Here is a 17680-nt window from a genome sequence, read left to right as displayed (position 1 = left end):
TTAGTTTGCATTTTCAAACGCGTATGAAGCTGTTTGTCGTTCGCCGCTGCGCTGGTGCCGAGCAGTCTCCTGCCAACTTTTTTCATTGTTACAAAATATTTTAAATTATGACTTTCCATCGAACCTTACGCTCTCAAGTAAGACGCGGATTCACTCTTGTGGAATTGCTTGTCGTCATCGCGATTATCGGCGTGCTTGTCGGTTTGCTGCTCCCCGCGGTTCAAGCGGCTCGGGAAGCTGCTCGGCGCATGCAGTGCAGTAATAACCTGAAACAGATTGGACTAGCGCTGCACAACTACGAATCAACGCACAAGGTCTTTCCAGGGCCTGAATACTCGACTTCAACCGCCAGTATGGTGTTTGGATTTTCGGTTCAGGCTCAGGTCTTGCCGTTTATCGAAAACGCAAATCTGGAAGCACTTATTGACTATCGTGAACCGCTTTATCTGGGGGCTTTGAACTATCAGCAATTCAATGCCGTCCATGCGGTGGCAGCTAGGACCGTCGTGCCAGCGTTTCTCTGTCCGTCGGATCCGCAAAATCCAATTAATGTTAGCGGGACGGATACATTTGCTGGCTTGAATTATGTCGTCTGCGCGGGGTCGGGGACCGGTAAAAACTATGATTCGCGAGCCCAAACCGATGGCATGTTTTGGCGTGGTTCGCACACTGGATTTCGCGACATGACCGATGGTTCATCCAATACGCTTCTGCTGGCGGAAGCCCTCATCGGCGGCGGAGCTTCATATCCGACACCGCCCCCGGCCCCGGCGATGCCCTATTTTCGCTATATCGCGACCTACGCAGGTGGCCCGGGGAGCATGTATGGATCCGGGATGGGGTTCAACGGCGCTCCAGGCGACAACCCCGTTTTAGAAGTTGCGGTAGCGGGAGCCGCCTCATGGTCCGGGGCAAGATGTAACGCTTGGATTCATGGCAAAGATATTGACACCGGCTTCAACGCTTACGCATCTCCAAACGCACCAACGGCGGACGTCGCAAAAAACAGCTTGGGCTTCTTTGCAGCACGCAGTCTTCATCCCGCTGGAGTCAATGTCGCTTGCGGTGACGGCAGCGTCCACTTCATTTCCGATAGTGTGGACATGAAGACGTGGCGAGGGATGTCCACTCGCAGTGGTCGCGAAGTCGTTTCGCTTCCTTAGTTCTATAACAATCCGTTAACTCGATCGGTCTCCATTTAATCATGACTCAATCCATTCAATCCGCGTGCTACTTTCTGCTCTCGATCGCCATTTCGATTGGGGGCCAACCATTGTCACCTGAGTGCCAGGGGGCAGATGTTTTCTCGACGCCGTTTCATCTCGTCGGCGTTGGCCCAGGAGATGCGGACTTGATGACCTTGCGAGCTGCAAGGGTTATCGAAAATGCCGACATCATTATCTGTCGCAAAAATCACTCGGAAACGTTCCGTGATTACCTGCAGGGTAAAGAGGTACACCACGAATTTTCTGGGATGATTCCGTTTTATAGTCGCGATCCTTCGCTGTACGAGGGAGAAGAGCGGAAGCGAGCGGAACAGTACCAGGCGAAACGTTTGAAGCTGATCCATCTCGTGCGTGGTGCGGCGAAAGCTGGCCGGACGGTCGCAGTGCTTGATAACGGTGATCCGATGATTTTTGGTCCGTCGACTTGGATGCTTGAAGAGTTTGCAGACCTGAAGCCGCAGGTGGTTCCCGGACTGAGTTCATTTAATGCAGCCAATGCCGCTCTCGGAACCGGAATCACCTCAGGTGGTCGCACGAAAAGCGTGACATTGACCGCAGGTGATTGGATTAAAACCGAAGACACAATTGAAAAGTTGTCGGTTCATCGCAACACGATGGTCCTGTTTACAATGCGAGCGGAGTTTCAAGATTTTATTGAAAAATTGTCGATCAACTATCCTGCCGAAACACCCATCGCCATTGTTCAGCAGGCGGGGCACGCAGCAGGTGAGAAAATCATTCGCAGTACACTAGGTAGTGCCTTAGAGGAAGTGGCGTCGGATGACTTGCCGTTTGAATACCTGATTTACGTCGGAGACTTCTTGGCACGGCAACCTAAGCAATAGCCGCAGCTCGCTGGATTTTTCGCTCCACGAAAGAACGCTCCTTTAAAGCCGCTTTCACGGAGCGGAAGGCTACAATCTTTCTCCGCTTTCGATTAAATCAACCAGCCGTTAAGGCAGAGGAAACAGATTGCAATCCCAATGCGCTGTGTTGCTTGTGTTCGTTTTTTGGGCTGGGATAGTTCGTCGCTGTGGCGTTTTCGCACGTCTCGCTACCTCTCTCAGCCGTTGGTAACGTATTTGCAGGGAACTGGCAGGAATTCCCTTGGTCGGGTGTGATGCCGTTCCCTGACAAAGAGGGCAGACGTCGACCATTTGATGATTCGTAGGCGGCAAATTGTCGCAAAGTCGGGATCGCAGCGGAGAAGCTAACGCGATAACTGGGGGGGCGGTGGTGATGCTTTAGAGAATGGACAATGGGCAGTCCCGTCGGTAAGTGATAAAACGTAGTCCGGTGGTCCCCGCCGAGAGTGCGTAGAACTGGACTCAAAGCTTACGGTTCACGCTTGACGAAATTCGCAAGCAGGAAGCTTGCGTCACCTTTTGAAGCCGCCGTTCACGATGAGGACCACCGTGCGACGTGATGTGGAGTGCGAAATATGCAATTTCGGTTGATGACTTACAACATCCACAAGGGGATCGGTGGCGTTGATCGTCGTTATCGCCTGCAGCGCATTGTCGATGTGATTGCCCACTATCAACCAGATGTTGTTTTCCTGCAAGAAGTTGACGATGGTGTCAAGCGTTCAGGGCATGAGCGGCAGATTCAGCGTTTAGCGGATGCGTTGGAAATGCCTTTTCAAGCGTACCAGAACAATGTTGCCGTAAAGGGTGGACACTACGGAAACGGAATCCTCAGTCGGTTTCCCTTGGGGCAGAAACTGGACGTTGACTTACAGGTTTCGATCAAAAAGCCTCGCCGTGCGCTGATTGCGTCGGCTGAAATTTCTTGCGGCGACCAAACACAGTCGCTCCTGCTGTGCAACACGCACCTGGGGTTATCGGGGTTCGAGCGGAGCGTGCAGATCAAACGAATTCTGGCGCTCGATCATTTTAGTGACCGGTCGCTCCCCTTCGTCGTCGGCGGTGACTTCAACGACGTATGGGCGGAACATGGACGGAAGTTGATGTTTCCGCTTGGGTTTCAATGTGCGGTCGATCGAGCGAAAACGTTTCCAGCTGCCCTGCCAATTCGCAGTCTGGACGCTATCTATTATCGCGGAAATTTGCAAAGGTTGGATAGCTTTTCCGGGCGTATCCAACTTGCTCGCAAAGCGTCGGACCACCTTCCCGTCATCGCCGACTTTGAAGTGGTGTCACCGCAGGGGACGGCATCGATTTGAGTGGTGTAGTGGACGAGGCAACGAGTCCTGGAAAACGGGGCTCATTACCTCGTCCACTACGCTAGTTATCGATGCGTCGTCCCACGGCGCTACCGGTGCAGAATCTTTCGTAGCCCACCACCGATCAATGTGACCACATCCGTTAGGGCCCGGGCGGTGGCAAGGCCGCCGGGGGCCGCGAGGTATTTAGGACTCCATTCGGGTGCGAATTTGTTTTTGTAAGCTCGCAAACCCTGGAAGTTATAGAAGTGTTCGCCGTGTCGAAATATCAGATTTGAAAGCCGGTTCCAACGTGGTCCAAGTGGGTGAGGGTCGACGCCAGAGAGCGGAGCCATGCCGAGACTGAAATAACCAAAACCCTCGCTCCGGCCATACAGCATCAGTTCCAGGAAAAGCAGCTCCATCACTCCATGAGGCGCATCCGGGATGTAACGCATCAGGTCGATAGAAAGTTCGACTTGGTTTGCGCCCCGCCAAATGTTCGCGAACGCGATGATCTGGTCGGCTGGATCCAGGCTTGTGTTAGGAACCTCTTCAGCCTTTGGATCGTCAGGTTCCACGTTTGGGGCAAGCGTGGCTGTCGGGTTGGGGCGGACAATCACTGCGATGTCGTAGCGGGCGATGTAGTCCTGGTCGAAGAATCCTAGCGAAAATCCTTTCTCGCCCGCCGACTTGTCCCCCAACCAAGCATCTGAAATTTCCTTTAATCGCGGCATCACCGTCGCCACTTCGGCTTGTGGGATGATTTTAAATTTCAGTCCCGCTTCGTTAGATTTCTTTTTCGTGCGGCGGAGGTCTTTGCGGTGACTGCCTTCTAGAGAAAAATTCTCCAACGGCACACGTCCCTCTTCGCCCAATTTCAGCATCGTCATTCCCATTTCGATGTAGCGAGCCAAATGCTGCTCAGCGATCTGGTAGAAAACCGGTACGACTCCGATTGCATCACAGGCTTCGCGGAACTTCCACGCTGCATTGTCCGCCGATTTCTCAGGGCCGATCGGATCGCTCATCGTGATCCAGCTATTGCCTTCGCAACCGAACATTGCCACCGCTTTACGATCGTCGCTGAAAATAAAGCGTTTGTCTCCTAGCAGTGCCAGGTTTGCCACGGTTGATTCGGAATCCTTGACAATCGATTCGACTTCCGCCATCTCTGCTTCGGTTGGCAATGGGGGAACGGCAGGACGGGAGCGAAGTAATTTGGCGACGGCCACCAGTGCGAATACAACGGCAGCGGCAAGTAGGGCTCGCAGCGATCGCGGCGCGTCCCCTCGGTAAGCAAATTCCCACCACAGTTGATTGGAGTATTCCACGTGGCGAAACGCAAACAAAACCAGCCAAAATGAAAGCCCCAACGCGATCGCAACGGAAGCGAGCCACCCAACACTGATCGACGGCGCAAGTAAGTTGCCTTTGCGATAGAAGTAGCTTCGGCACGGCAGGATTGCAATCAAAAGAATCGATAGCACGATGGCTTCTTCGTAGTCAAAACCTTTGGCGAGTGACGTGATGACGCTGATTCCCAGTAGTCCGACCGTCATTGTCCATGCGGCGTCGATTCTCCGCTGAAGTGCGCGAGCCAAAATCAACAACAATGCACCGATAATGCTGCCTGCTAGGTGCGAAATTTCGACCAGTGGCAAAGGCATCGCTTGGCGAAGCAATTTCATGCGGCCATCGGTAGCGGGCAGAGAGCCTGAGAAAAGAAGGACCAAACCGGCGACAAAAATGGCACCGGTGATCAGACGCGGAGCTACAACGTTGGCGGCCGTCGTCGCCGAACTTGCCAGAGTCTGGAGTTTCGCGGCTGTCGTTCCCGTTCCCTGCTGATTTCGACGACGAAGATTGACAAGCGATACCGCCGAAATGGACGTCAGCGCGAGCAGTAAAGGTATCAGATAGTAAATGACCCGATAGACGAGTAGCGAGGCAACCAGCCCATGCGATGATTCCGGTAACATCGTGACTAGTACCAATTCCAGAATGCCCAGCCCACCGGGAACATGGCTAAGCAACGAAACAATGATCGCGAGCAAAAAAATTGCGGTAAACGGCAGGAAGCTGATTCCCGCATCTTCTGGAAGCAACACGAAAAGTGCAGCCGATGCAAACAGGAAGTCCAGCATTGCCACACCCGATTGTGCTAACGCGATGCGAAGTGGTGGTGGCTGAAAATTCACACCTCGAAGGTGGATCGGATTGCGACGCAACATACACCAAGCAAAGTACGATCCGGCCAGAGCCAGCATGATAAAACCGAGCGGTTGACTGTTGGCCAGTGGCAAATGAAACCGGTCGGGAATGTCGAATGGCGTGACGACAAACAGCAAGCCACCAAGACAAAACAGCCCGATCCAAAAGGCCACCCCAATGAACAGGATCAGTCGCATGATTTCCGCGGAAGACATGCCCCAGCCTGAATACAGACGCGCGCGGACCGGTGCTCCGCCAAACAAAATGCCTAACGAATTACTCATCGCGTAATAGAGCAGTGCTGCAATGCTGATCTGTTTCAGACTGAGCGGATGTTTGACCAATTTCACGCCGAACCAGTCATAACCGATCATGACGGTGTAATTGCAGGCCGTTAAGAACAGTGCCGCAATTGCCGCAGTGATTGGGATTGCATGGAAACTGGTCGCAATTTCATGGACGTTGTACTGCTTGAATTCGTGGTGCAGCAAATACATCGCGATCGCAAAGAATGCGATCGTGACAAGCGGTTTGAGGATGTGAGAGTATTGTTTCATAGCCCTTGTCTTCACATCATCCGCCGGTCGTTTGCCCACGGTCCTGTCAAGCGTAATGGTTCGTGAAAAATGGACGCCATCGCGTATTGCGACGTAGGTTACCGCTTGTTACTCAATTCTTCCAGCAAGTCGGTTTGAACTTGTTGAATTTCAAGCAGTCGTTGCCACTGGTGCGTCAGTAATAAGTCCATTTTAGAATGTAGGTGGCGAATTTCTAGCTCAGCTTTCAAATTGATTCGATAGTCGTTCTCCGATTGCATTCGATCTTTGTCGCCTTGCCGGTTTTGGCTCATCATGATGATGGGGGCCTGGATCGCAGCTAAGCAGGATAGGACCAGGTTCAAGAAAATGAACGGGAAGGGATCAAACGGTCGAATGAAAATGGCGACAGAATTGATCGAAACCCAAACAATCAAGATTCCCGCAAAAAGGAGAATAAACGTCCAGCTTCCACCAAAGCTGGCAACCTTGTCGGCAAGTCGCTGCCCGACGGTGGACTGACTTTCAATCGCATCATTTAGGTTTTGAGAGACGATGTCATGTTCGCGCAAACTGTTGATGACATCATGCTCTAGCGTCGTTAATTCGCCACGTTCCTGTTCGAGTACGTTTTGGATGTACAGGCTGCGATAGCGATTTAGATCGCTATGGCAGATGTAAGAATCGTCATTCCATTCTGGATGCTCGGCGACGATGCGCTCGGCAACATTGGGACGCATGAAACGCCCGGGAGTCAGCTCTGACAGCGAAAACAGTTTTCCGCAGACGGTGCATTTGGTTTTCTTATGGTTCATCATGGAATCGGTTTGATGGTCAGGTGAGGGCGGTCCCGCTTCGACTTAGGTGCGTTTTGGGCGGACGGCATTCGCGGTTCGGTCGCTTTGGGGACGGAGCACTCGCAGTCGGTGTAAACGAACGGTTTGAATTCGCTATTGACGGCAAGAGAAGTCGTCATAGGTCAGTTCTCCGTCGGCCAGGATCAGACGCTGATTGGGGGGATCGAAATCGGTAACTTCGGCCAGTATCACTTCGCCGTTTTTTGCTTGCTTGCATGCTTGCGAACGATCGAGCTTAGCGGGGTCGCAATGTTCGCGGGCGAAAGCCCACCGGTGGCGACTTGGTAGAGGAGTGGCTGGAAGAGGTGGTCGTTATGCCGATCGACTAACGTGACGCGGACGTTCGACTTGCGAAGTCGCGGGGCTGTTTCCAGACCACCAAATCCTCCACCAATGATGACAACGTGAGGTTGCTGTGCTGGATTGGAATGGTTCATGATTTTTTAGTGTGAATCATAGTCGTCGTGCGGGGGTTGTCTAAGAGCAGTGTGGGCGAAACGTGCCGATCACTCGATTTTCTTCACTTATTCCCATCCTGCTCGGGGGGAGTGGAAAGACCGGTACCAAGGGACGCAGTGAAAGTCGCCAAGGCGGATTTCCCCGATGCCTTGGGATGGTTGTTTTGTTCCGTTGGCGATTGGGGCAAATTGCCCCAGCGGGAAAAAAAGTCGCAACTTCCCAGTGGGTGAGTATTTGATAAACCCTGCAAAACGTTGGGTTTTTTGTGTTTTTTAGGTTCTGGCATGAGTCGTGCTTTAGGGATGGTAACCCCCCGGCGTCGCGGAAGCCACGCAGCGTTCGTTCGTCGATGGGAATGAAGGGCTTCGCGAATTCCGCGACCAGATCACTATCACAACAAGGCATCAATCATGCTCAAACAGACCACGACTCGCGAACGAGTCACCCAACTTACCCACGAGATTAAGAGTCACAGCGAACCGTTCCGCCGAATCGTTGATCAGGTGAGCCAGGTTCTTGTGGGGCAGGAAAAACTTGTCCATCGAATGTTGGTGGGGCTGTTGGCTAACGGACACTTGCTGATTGAAGGCGTACCGGGTTTGGCAAAGACCACTGCCGTGGCGAGTCTTGCGAAAGCGATCAACACAGGGTTTCAGCGATTGCAGTTTACACCCGACTTGTTGCCAGCTGACTTAGTCGGAACTCAGGTATATCGACCTCAGGATCAAACGTTTGTCGTTCAGAAAGGTCCGATCTTTTCGAACTTGATTTTGGCGGACGAAATTAACCGAGCTCCGGCGAAGGTGCAGAGTGCATTGTTGGAAGCGATGCAGGAACGACAGGTCACGATCGGTGGCGAAACGTTTCCCCTCGATAATCCGTTTTTGGTCATGGCAACACAAAACCCTGTCGAGCAAGAAGGGACCTATCGATTGCCCGAAGCTCAAACAGACCGGTTCATGTTGAAGGTGATCGTGGACTATCCCAACCGCGACGAAGAGTTGCAGATCCTTGAACGAATGAGCAAAACGGCGGCGAAGTTTGATGTCCAGCCGGTGACATCGCCTGCGGAAATTTTGGCGGCACGTGAGTTGGTAGACCAGATCTACGTCGATTCCAAAGTGAAGAACTACGTCGTCGATTTGGTGATGGCAACTCGTAATCCCGAGTCTTACGGAATGAATTTGAGCGAATTCATTCAGTTCGGCGGTTCGCCTCGTGCGACGATCAATTTGACTTTGGCAGCGAAGGCGAATGCTTTTCTGGCGGGTCGAGGCTATGTGACACCCGCGGATGTTAAAGAGATCGCGCTCGATGTGCTTCGCCATCGTGTGATGGTCACCTACGAAGCGGAAGCGGAAGAACGGACCAGTGAGTCGATCGTAATGGAAATTTTGAATCACGTGCAGGCTCCGTGATCGATGCTTGCAGTCGACGTCGCCAGAGTTTGCATTGCGACGCATTCCGGCCTACCAGTCTTTGGTGAGATTGGTTGCAGAGGTATCTAAGCACTATTCAAACTGGCGAGATCGGCACGAGGACAATTTTATGATTCCACGAGAAATGTTGCGGAAGATTCGCGCGATTCAAATTCGGACATCGCACAAGGTCGATGAATTGCTTGCGGGCAACTGGCATTCGGCCTTTAAGGGACGCGGTATCGAATTTGAAGAGGTGCGACCCTATCAGATCGGCGACGACGTGCGCGCAATCGACTGGAACGTTACCGCTCGTAGCGGAGAACCGTTTATTAAGCTTTTTCGCGAAGAACGGGAGCTTGCAGTTCACTTGCTTGTCGATCTGAGCGGTTCGCTAAACTTTGGCACAACCACGCAAACCAAGCGAGAATTGGTGGCCGAACTGGGAGCGTTGCTTTCGATGTCGGCCATCCGGAATGATGACAGAGTCGGGTTGACGTTGTTCACCGATGCTATCGAGAAGAGCATTCCCGCTCGCAAAGGATCGCGGCACGTGTTGCGATTGATTCGCGAACTACTGTACTGCCAGCCCGTTGGGACCGGGACAAACCTGCAAGGTGCACTTGAGCACTTGAATCGAGTCTCCAAACGCCGGACGGTCGTGTTTCTCATTAGCGACTTTCAAGATTCAGGCTACGAAAGATCGCTTAAAGTCGCCAGCCGTAAACACGACATTATTCCCGTTATCGTCGCGGACCCGTGCGAACATGAAATGCCTAACGTCGGCTTGGTTCGATTGCGCGATGAGGAAACTGGGGAAACGATCACGTTGGATACGGCCAGTCGGAAAAATCGCGAGAAGTACTCGCGGCGATACTTTAAACACGCCGACGCCCGTGATCAATTGTTTCGTCGTTTGCGACTCACACCGATTCATTTGGAAACCGGCCGAGACATCGTCGATCCTTTACACCAATACTTTCACGCTCGAGAGCGACGATCATGAATCAATGTCAACAACTTCAAAGCAGAATGGCGGATGGTGTCCGTGCTAGGCGGAATGCCGTCACGGCTTTGCCGGAGAGGTCGCGTCCTAACGTGATCGCGTTGCTTGCGGCGACCGCAGTCCTCTGTTTTGCGAGCACCACCTTCGCCAGCGATCCGACCGTCACGGCGGTCGCATCCGCCGATCAAGTCCAGGTCGCAGAACCGTTCACGCTGGAGATAACTGTTGAAGCCAACCAAGGCAGTAAAGTCACGTTCCCTGAGGGGCAGACCGCTCTTGGTGACTTTGACGTTCGTGACACATCGGATGCTTTCGACATCCCGTCGGCGGACGATCCTGGGAAGCGAACATGGACTCGAGTATTGAAGCTGGAATCGCTCGCTGCCGGCGAACTGCAAATCCCTCCTATGAACATTCAAGTCGGTGAGAATGGAAAGGTAGCGTTGTTGGCTACTCAGCCGGTCCGCGTCCGCGTCGCAAGTGTCCTCGAAGATCGGGCTGACCCCACACAATTTCGCGATATCGAATCGGTCGTCGATGTTTCCATTCCTGAAAACAATAGGAATTCGATGGTCTCATGGGGGACCGGAATCGCCGGGCTGGCAGCGTTAGCGTTGTTGGTGGGCGTTGCGGTTCAGCGGAGGCGTCGATGGACGACTCCTTTGGCGTGGGCAAGGGAACAGTTCGATGCGCTAGACCCCGCTGACGAGTTCGTTCTCGCCAAATTGTCTCATGTTGCTCGTGAATTCCTGGTGATGCAGTTCGAGATGCCTGAAACCGGCAGCACCCCGCAGGAGATCACCGCACGCTTGCTCACTGAATCGCAGATTGATGCGAAAACTTGCGATCGATTTAACGAACTTTTTGATCTTGCTGATAAATCGAAGTTCGCTGGATTGCAGCTGTCGCCTGATGAATCGGCAAGAGCTATCGGTGATTCGCGAACATTGATTGAGCAATTAGCAAACGATTTAGACCGTAACTGAAGTCGTCAGGCTTTGGACGAAATGAAGGCTGACGATCAAATCTCTGACGAGATCGGCTACGACAATCCAACGAAGGAAAACTGATGTTCGATTCCCCCTGGTACTTCCTACTTCTGCTGTTCATACCGTTGTTGGCGTGGCGATTGTTCGCTCCTCGTCGTCGCGATGCAATTCGGTTCAGCAGTTTGAAGCTTGCTCATGCGATGACGCCTACACTCCGCCAGCGTTTGATCTGGCTGCCTTCAGCTTTGACGTTGGCCGCAATCACCGTCGCAATCGTGGCCGTTGCTCGCCCTCGCGAAGGGCGTGAACAGACGGTTGTGGACAGCGAAGGGATCGCCATTGAAATGGTCGTCGACCGCAGCGGTAGTATGCAGGCAATGGACTTTCAGATCGATGGGCAACCGGTCGATCGACTGACGGCCATTAAGAAAGTTGCCGGCGAGTTCGTAATGGGTGAAGAAACCGTGGAAAGGAAGGAAAACGAAGAGCTCGCGGGGCGATTCAGCGACCTGGTCGGATTGATTACCTTCGCCGGTTACGCCGACGGGCAAACACCACCAACGCTCGATCACATGTTCCTAGTTTCACAACTAAAGAACGTCCAGATTGTCACCAACCGTAGCGAAGACGGTACCGCGATAGGCGACGCGATCTCGCTGGCCGTTGAAAAACTGAACGCTTTGGACGCTCGTCAGAAAGAGAAAGTCAAAAGTAAGGTCGTGATCTTGTTAACCGACGGCGAGAACAACGCCGGTCAGTTGGAACCGATCCAGGCCGCTGAGCTTGCAGCGACGATGGGTATCAAGGTCTACACGATTGGCGTTGGGACCAAGGGGGAAGCCCCCGTGCCGGTCACCGATGCGTTCGGGCGTCAACGAGTTCGGTACATGCAGGTGAACATCGACGAAGCGACCTTAACCAAGGTTGCCGAGGCGACTGGTGGGAAGTACTTCCGGGCGACCGACACCGATTCGCTGGCGAAGATCTATGCCGAGATCGACAAACTGGAAAAGACAAAGGTCGAAGCGAAACATTATGTGGATTACCGGGAACTGGCCGTGCAATCGTTTTCGGGCGTGGTTCACTTCCCGCCGCTGCTGATGATCGTTTTCGTGTTGCTTGCGGCACGTTTGGTGCTTCAGCAAACATGGCTGCGTGAATTGAACTGACCTAAACAAGAACACTATCAGAATTACGTAGCCGAGGTCGCCTGGCTTTGGACGCGTTCCAACCTCCAGACTTTGGCAAGTTCGGCTACCACAGGAATCGAACATGAATGATTTGCAATTCGGAAACCCCACCAGTATTTACTTGCTTGCGGTTGTCGTGCTTGGGATCGGAATCACCGCTTGGGCGGCGATTTCGCGTCGTCGGGCCGCATCGCAGTTCATGACGGATAGACAACGATCGAGTGGACGTCCTTCCAAGATGTCGGTGAAACATTGGACCTCCGCGATCTTGGTTTGCAGCAGTCTCGCTTTGTTCGCGATTGCCTTGACCGACATTCGTTGGGGTAAGGAGGAACGCGAGGTTCCGCAGAAAGGTATTGAGGTCATGTTCGTGCTTGACGTTTCGCGTTCAATGTTGGCCGAAGACGCTTCACCGAATCGACTTGACCGGGCGAAGACGCAAATCAAAGACATGGTCGATGAGATGGCTGGCGACCGAGTCGGCCTGGTGTCGTTCGCCGGTGACGCTCGGCAATCGGTGCCGCTAACCAGTCACTACGAAGATTTTAAGCAGACGCTTGATTCCGTTGGCCCACATACGGTTCGCAGTGGCGGTTCACGCTTGGGGGATGCGATCACCGCAGCGGCAAACGGTTTCCTCAGTAAAACCAACGAACATAAAGCGATTGTGATCTTCACGGACGGCGAAGATCAAGAAAGCGATCCGGTTGGCGTCGCAAAAAAATTGTATGCCGATCAAGGTATCCGTCTTTTCACCGTTGGTTTAGGCGATACGGACCAAGGTGCTCGTGTGCCTGAACCGGAAGGGGGGCAGGGCAGTTACGTGCAATACAACGGCCAGCAAGTTTGGTCGAAGATGAACGGGGCGATATTGCAACAGATCGCGGAGGAAACCGATGGGGCATATATCCCCGCTGGGACACAAAGGGTCAATATGGCCGACGTCTATCACAGCTACGTTGCAAATGTTCCGCAAGGCGAATTCGAGTCTGCAACGATCAATGCGTACATTCCACGCTTCCAGTGGTTCGCTGTACCCGCTTTGGCACTGTTGTTGCTTGAGGTGTTTATTGCCACGGCCGCTAATCGCAACCAGATGACAACCAAACATCCTGTTGCCGAAGTCACGAAGAAGATGGAATCCATACGCAACGCCGCCTAGCCAATATCGCGGTAGGGTGCAGGCCCTCCGGAACCGTACGGAATTCCACGTCTGGGGCCGGAAGAATGACGCCGTTCCGCCAATAAAAGACTCCGGTCGGTTTAAGCCGTTCTGTTAAGAAGAGAAAACCAAATCATGAACATCAAACGAATCAAGCTTGCACTCCTGATCGCCGCGACCGCGTCGCCGGTATTCGCATCGGAAGAGGACACCGCTCGACAGATCAACGCTGCCAACACGCTTGTGCGAGAAGGTGACTTTGACAACGCGATCGCTGAATATCAATCTGCAACGGCGGCCTCGGGAGATTTGAAGTATAGGCTTGACTACAACCTTGGCGTTGCCCAGTACCGTAAGGGTGAGATTGCAGCGGCGAAAGAACAGTTCATGCAAGCGTCGGCTTCCTCCGACACGCCGCTGGCCGCGGCCGCTCGCTACAACCTCGGTAATTGCTTTTACGCCGATGCTGTCGCGTCAGCAGAACAGGACAAACCTGCCGCAATCGAAGCCTTGACGCAGGCCATCGATCACTACCGGGGCTCGTTATCCGGCGATCCGAATCATACCGACGCACGCGCCAACATCGAATTGGCCGGGCAATTGCTAAAGAAGTTGCAAGAGGAACAACAACAGCAAGAGCAGCAGCAACCGCAACAAGAACAGCAGCAAGACGAGCAACAGCAAGACAAGCAGGAGCAAGATAAGCAAGACCAGCAACAACAAGACGAGCAACAACAAGACCAGCAGGAGCAAGATAAGCAGGACCAGCAACAGCAGGATCAGCAACAGAAGCAAGAGCAAAGCAAGCAGGAACAACAGGACCAGCAACAGCAAGGACAGCAAGACAAGCAGGACCAACAACAGCAGGATCAACAGAAGAACGAAGGTCAACCTTCCGAACAGGACCAATCGAAACAAGATCAAAAAGGTCAGCAGAGCGAACAGGAGCAAGCCGATGCCGAGCAGCAATCCCAAGAAGATCAAGCTTCCGACGGGAAGCCATCAAAGCAAGAACATGCGAAACCGAATGAATCGGCTAGTGACGATGCAAAACCCTCGGAGGATGCCACGCTAGGCGAAGAGAATGAGGAGGAAGCTGAGCAACAAGAGATTCCTAGTGGTGATCTAAAACCGGTTGGTGAACTAGACGAAAATCAAAAACCAACGGGCAGTGTTGCGATGGAGGACCTGAATGCAGAGGAGACGCCGATGTCGAAAGAAGAAGCCCTGAAAATGCTGCAAGCCGTCCGCGACCGCGACATGCTGCGGCGACTAAGGGCCGAGCAGATTGAACGCAGAAGACACGTTCCCACTGACCGCGATTGGTAGTGGCATCAGGCTGCAAAACCGCAGACCCTCTAGTACCGCATACCAGCAAACTTATTGAAATCACACCCGCTGCTAAACGGCTTGATCCGTTCCGCTAAGAAATGAAGGCAACTCTATCCATGAAACCTCTTCTACCTGCACTCGCACTGACTGCCCTGTTGACCGCGACCGCAACTGCGGCGAACGTTGATACGCGATTGTCGACTCGCGAAGCCTTTGTCGGTTCACCCGTGGCGTTGCAAATCTCGATCTCCGACGCGTCCGATTTCGAACAGCCAACTCCTCCGGCTATCGACGGTTGTGATGTCCGTTCGGCCGGTTCGCCTTCGCAGAGCTCGCGGATCACGATCATCAACGGTCGCCGCAGCGAAACCCGTAGCGTCACGATGCAGTATCTGATCACACCACGGCGTGAAGGGACGTTCACGATCCCCGCGATGACCTTCAGCGTCGACGGCAAACCGGTGACGACTCAGCCAGAACGGTTCATTGCGACGAGAAGTGAAACCGGCGATTTGATGTTTGTTGAAATCGAAGGGGGAAAGCAAAAGGTATTTGTCGGACAACCGCTCGATTTGAAATTGAAAATCTGGCTTCGCCCATTCCGTGATCCAAAATCGGGGCATACGCTCAGCGAAGGTGATATGTGGAACATGATTTCGGATTCGACATCGTGGGGCGGGTTCACAGCCAAAATGAAGGAATTAGCGGAAAACAGCCAACGCCCCGGCGGACGCGAAGTGTTAAGGATGGTTCCTCAAGGAAAAAGCACGCATGCTACTCGGTCGAATTCGAGGGCCGAGACCGAAGACCAGCGTTCTTCCGCAAAGACGGGAGATAATGAAGCGGTCGAGCATGCTTACTACCTCTACGAAATCGATGCTACCGTGTACCCCAAACGTGCGGGGGAAATCGACGCGGCGGATGTGCAGATTGTTGTCAACTATCCGACCGCAATCGGGAAATCGCGTTCTTCCTTTGGCAGCCTGTTTGGTGACGATGCCTTTGCGGGTAATTCGCCGATGTCACGTATGATGAACGACGAATTTTTTGGCTCTGCGTTCGGAAACCGTCTGGCCGTGACCGCTTCGCGGCCGATCGTGGGTGAAGTCAGCGTGGACGCGACGGAGGTCCTTCCAATACCGACCGAAGGCCGGCCTGCGGACTACCGCGGTGCAGTGGGACGCTACGAAATCGTTTCGCACGCGACTCCGACGACCGTTGATGCGGGTGACCCGATCACTCTAAATATCGGCATCTTGGGCACCGGGCCTATGGAGTTGGTGCAAGCACCGCCACTCTACGAGTTGCCCGAACTAACCGCGGACTTCAAAGTCGCCGATGAGTCGTTGGCGGGATTCGTGCAAGATGACACCAAGGTGTTCTCGACCACGATTCGTCCGCGACGCGAGGGCATCCAGGAAATCCCACCGATTCGGTTTAGCTTCTTTGATCCTGATACGGAATCCTTTCAAACAGTAATGAGCGATCCGATTTCGATTACCGTGAATAAGTCTGAAATGTTAGCGCTCGATGCGATCGTCGGTAACGGCCGGAAGACTAAATCCGGCACAACGGGGCCGGTGGTAGATCCTGAACAGCCGGACTTCGCCAATCATAACGACGCTACGGTGGTTGTTTCACACGCTCCAGTAAAGCCTTGGAATTGGTTGTCGCTGTTCCTGATCGCGCCGCCAGTGGTTTGGTTAACACTTGCTATCCTAAAGTATCGCGACCTGATAGTCCGTCGTTTTCCAAGCTTCCGGTCGGCGAAGAATCGCTGTATGGCGGCGATCGAAAGGGGGCGGGATGTGGACGCGATTGCCGACGCCGTTGTAGCCTATGTCCTAGCGGAAGGGCGTAAATACTCCAGGACCACGATCGATGCACAGGCCGGTGATTCGCGTCGTGCTGCAAGAGAGATCGAAGCGGTCGGCCATCTGCGAACTGCTGGGTTGTACGACCTAGCGGGTGAAGTCGAATCGTTTTTGGCGGTTGCACGCAAGCCTTCGGGCAGCATGTCGGACACGACGGTTCGGGAGGATGCCCTACGCCAATCCGCTTTGGAATTGGTCGACCGTATCGACGCAGCTCGATCTGCACGGCAGGTGATGAATGTGCGTCGTTCAACTCCGCGACGGTTTAAAAAACGAGCATTAACGCAAACCGCCGCGATGCTATTGGCCTTCTCGGTGATCGGATGGGCGAGCGAAGCATCCGCCGCCGTTGCATTGTCCAGTACCCAAAAAACTACCATTCTCGCTGAAGCGGACGCAGCGTATACGGAGGGGTTGGAGATAGCAGAAACCGATTCTGCCGACGCCAAAGAATTGTTTGCAACGGCGATGACGAAGTACCAACTGTTGGTCGACAGCGATGTACGCAACGCGGACCTATTCATCAATCTTGGCAATGCTTCCATGCAATCCGGCAAGCTGGGGCTGGCGATCGCCAACTACGAAAAAGCGTTGCAGCTTGATCCCGGCAACAAACAAGCCCGCAAGAATCTGGCATTTGCCGACAAACTGGTAAGCGGAACAACGACATCCGATCAACCGCACGCCGAGTCGATGTTGACGTTGCCGGAAAACCTGCGTTCTGTCGCAAGGTGGGTGCTTGGGATCAGTTCCGTAGCCTTTTGGGGGCTGTTGATCTTGCGACTGGTATATCTTCAATTCCCGGTTTGGAAGTATGCAGTCGTGCCGCTCGCTCTTCTTCTCCTTTGCGGTGGGGCACTATTCTGGTCGCCAGCCCAAACGCAACCATCGTTTAATGCCATCATCGTGGCCGGTAACGTCAGCCTGCGTTCAGGGGACGGAGCGGGGTTTGATCCGGTCACCACGATCGAGGAAGCCCAGGGCCATCGCGTTGAGAGGCTGGCTACGCGAGGGGATTGGGCACAGGTCAAGACCGCCGACGGTCATATCGGCTGGATATTGCGCAAGGACATCGCATCGCTTGATGAAGGAAGTCCCGCTGTCTGAATTCACATTTGGGAGTCCACCCGTCGTGGGCTATCGCTAGTGCCGTCGGTGTTCTTAACGCGACGGGCGGTGGTGGGAAAAGTGAGCCGTTGGCAGTGAGGAACGATGAAGGTTGCTTATGTCTCGGTTTCCGAGCAACGGTTTAG

General features: G+C 53.5%; 14 protein-coding genes. 10 read left to right on the top strand and 4 right to left on the bottom strand.

Annotated features, from left to right (window positions below; genetic code table 11):
• Positions 1-107: 107 nt before the first annotated feature.
• The 3 genes from FF011L_RS25025 to FF011L_RS25015 all read left to right on the top strand — a co-directional run bounded on the left by FF011L_RS25025 (position 108) and on the right by FF011L_RS25015 (position 3411).
• Complete coding sequence (locus FF011L_RS25025) at positions 108-1163, top strand: DUF1559 domain-containing protein (RefSeq protein ID WP_145354655.1); 1056 nt, start codon at positions 108-110, stop codon at positions 1161-1163.
• Positions 1164-1204: 41 nt separating this feature from the next.
• Complete coding sequence (locus tag FF011L_RS25020; RefSeq protein ID WP_145354654.1) at positions 1205-2071, top strand: SAM-dependent methyltransferase; 867 nt, start codon at positions 1205-1207, stop codon at positions 2069-2071.
• 596 nt (positions 2072-2667) lie between these two features.
• Positions 2668-3411, top strand: coding sequence for an endonuclease/exonuclease/phosphatase family protein (locus FF011L_RS25015; RefSeq protein WP_145354653.1), 744 nt, complete (start codon positions 2668-2670; stop codon positions 3409-3411).
• An 89-nt stretch (positions 3412-3500) separates the two neighbouring features.
• Here the strand turns inward: FF011L_RS25015 and mprF are convergent, their stop codons facing one another.
• From mprF to FF011L_RS25000, 4 genes are all read right to left on the bottom strand, one after another.
• Positions 3501-6161 carry a bifunctional lysylphosphatidylglycerol flippase/synthetase MprF gene (gene mprF, locus FF011L_RS25010; RefSeq protein ID WP_145354652.1) on the bottom strand — a complete coding sequence of 887 codons (2661 nt, stop codon included), beginning with the start codon at positions 6159-6161 and terminating at the stop codon, positions 3501-3503.
• Positions 6162-6259: 98 nt separating this feature from the next.
• Positions 6260-6955, bottom strand: a complete 696-nt coding sequence (locus tag FF011L_RS25005; RefSeq protein ID WP_145354651.1) for a DUF1003 domain-containing protein — start codon at positions 6953-6955, stop codon at positions 6260-6262.
• Complete coding sequence (locus FF011L_RS26610; protein ID WP_218932872.1) at positions 6955-7116, bottom strand: hypothetical protein; 162 nt, start codon at positions 7114-7116, stop codon at positions 6955-6957. The genes FF011L_RS25005 and FF011L_RS26610 overlap by 1 nt, the downstream gene beginning before the upstream one ends.
• Before the next feature lie 69 nt (positions 7117-7185).
• Positions 7186-7434: an FAD-dependent oxidoreductase gene (locus FF011L_RS25000; protein WP_218932871.1), complete on the bottom strand. Its 249-nt coding sequence runs from the start codon at positions 7432-7434 to the stop codon at positions 7186-7188.
• Positions 7435-7866: 432 nt separating this feature from the next.
• Here FF011L_RS25000 and FF011L_RS24995 point away from each other — a divergent pair, with 432 nt between their 5' ends.
• The 7 genes from FF011L_RS24995 to FF011L_RS24965 all read left to right on the top strand — a co-directional run bounded on the left by FF011L_RS24995 (position 7867) and on the right by FF011L_RS24965 (position 17534).
• Positions 7867-8874 carry an AAA family ATPase gene (locus FF011L_RS24995; protein WP_145354650.1) on the top strand — a complete coding sequence of 336 codons (1008 nt, stop codon included), beginning with the start codon at positions 7867-7869 and terminating at the stop codon, positions 8872-8874.
• 130 nt (positions 8875-9004) lie between these two features.
• Positions 9005-9880, top strand: coding sequence for a DUF58 domain-containing protein (locus FF011L_RS24990; RefSeq protein WP_145354649.1), 876 nt, complete (start codon positions 9005-9007; stop codon positions 9878-9880).
• A complete protein-coding gene (locus tag FF011L_RS24985) occupies positions 9877-10866 on the top strand; it encodes a BatD family protein (protein WP_145354648.1) in 990 nt (329 codons plus the stop codon). The genes FF011L_RS24990 and FF011L_RS24985 overlap by 4 nt, the downstream gene beginning before the upstream one ends.
• 83 nt (positions 10867-10949) lie before the next feature.
• Positions 10950-12038 carry a vWA domain-containing protein gene (locus tag FF011L_RS24980; RefSeq protein ID WP_145354647.1) on the top strand — a complete coding sequence of 363 codons (1089 nt, stop codon included), beginning with the start codon at positions 10950-10952 and terminating at the stop codon, positions 12036-12038.
• Positions 12039-12141: 103 nt separating this feature from the next.
• Positions 12142-13221, top strand: coding sequence for a vWA domain-containing protein (locus FF011L_RS24975; RefSeq protein ID WP_145354646.1), 1080 nt, complete (start codon positions 12142-12144; stop codon positions 13219-13221).
• A gap of 135 nt (positions 13222-13356) precedes the next feature.
• Complete coding sequence (locus FF011L_RS24970) at positions 13357-14550, top strand: tetratricopeptide repeat protein (protein WP_145354645.1); 1194 nt, start codon at positions 13357-13359, stop codon at positions 14548-14550.
• 119 nt (positions 14551-14669) lie between these two features.
• Positions 14670-17534 carry a BatD family protein gene (locus tag FF011L_RS24965; RefSeq protein WP_218932870.1) on the top strand — a complete coding sequence of 955 codons (2865 nt, stop codon included), beginning with the start codon at positions 14670-14672 and terminating at the stop codon, positions 17532-17534.
• The last annotated feature ends 146 nt before the right edge of the window (positions 17535-17680 follow it).

The organism is Roseimaritima multifibrata (assembly GCF_007741495.1).
Lineage (GTDB): Bacteria > Planctomycetota > Planctomycetia > Pirellulales > Pirellulaceae > Roseimaritima > Roseimaritima multifibrata.
This window is presented reverse-complemented; position numbering and strand designations above follow the sequence as displayed.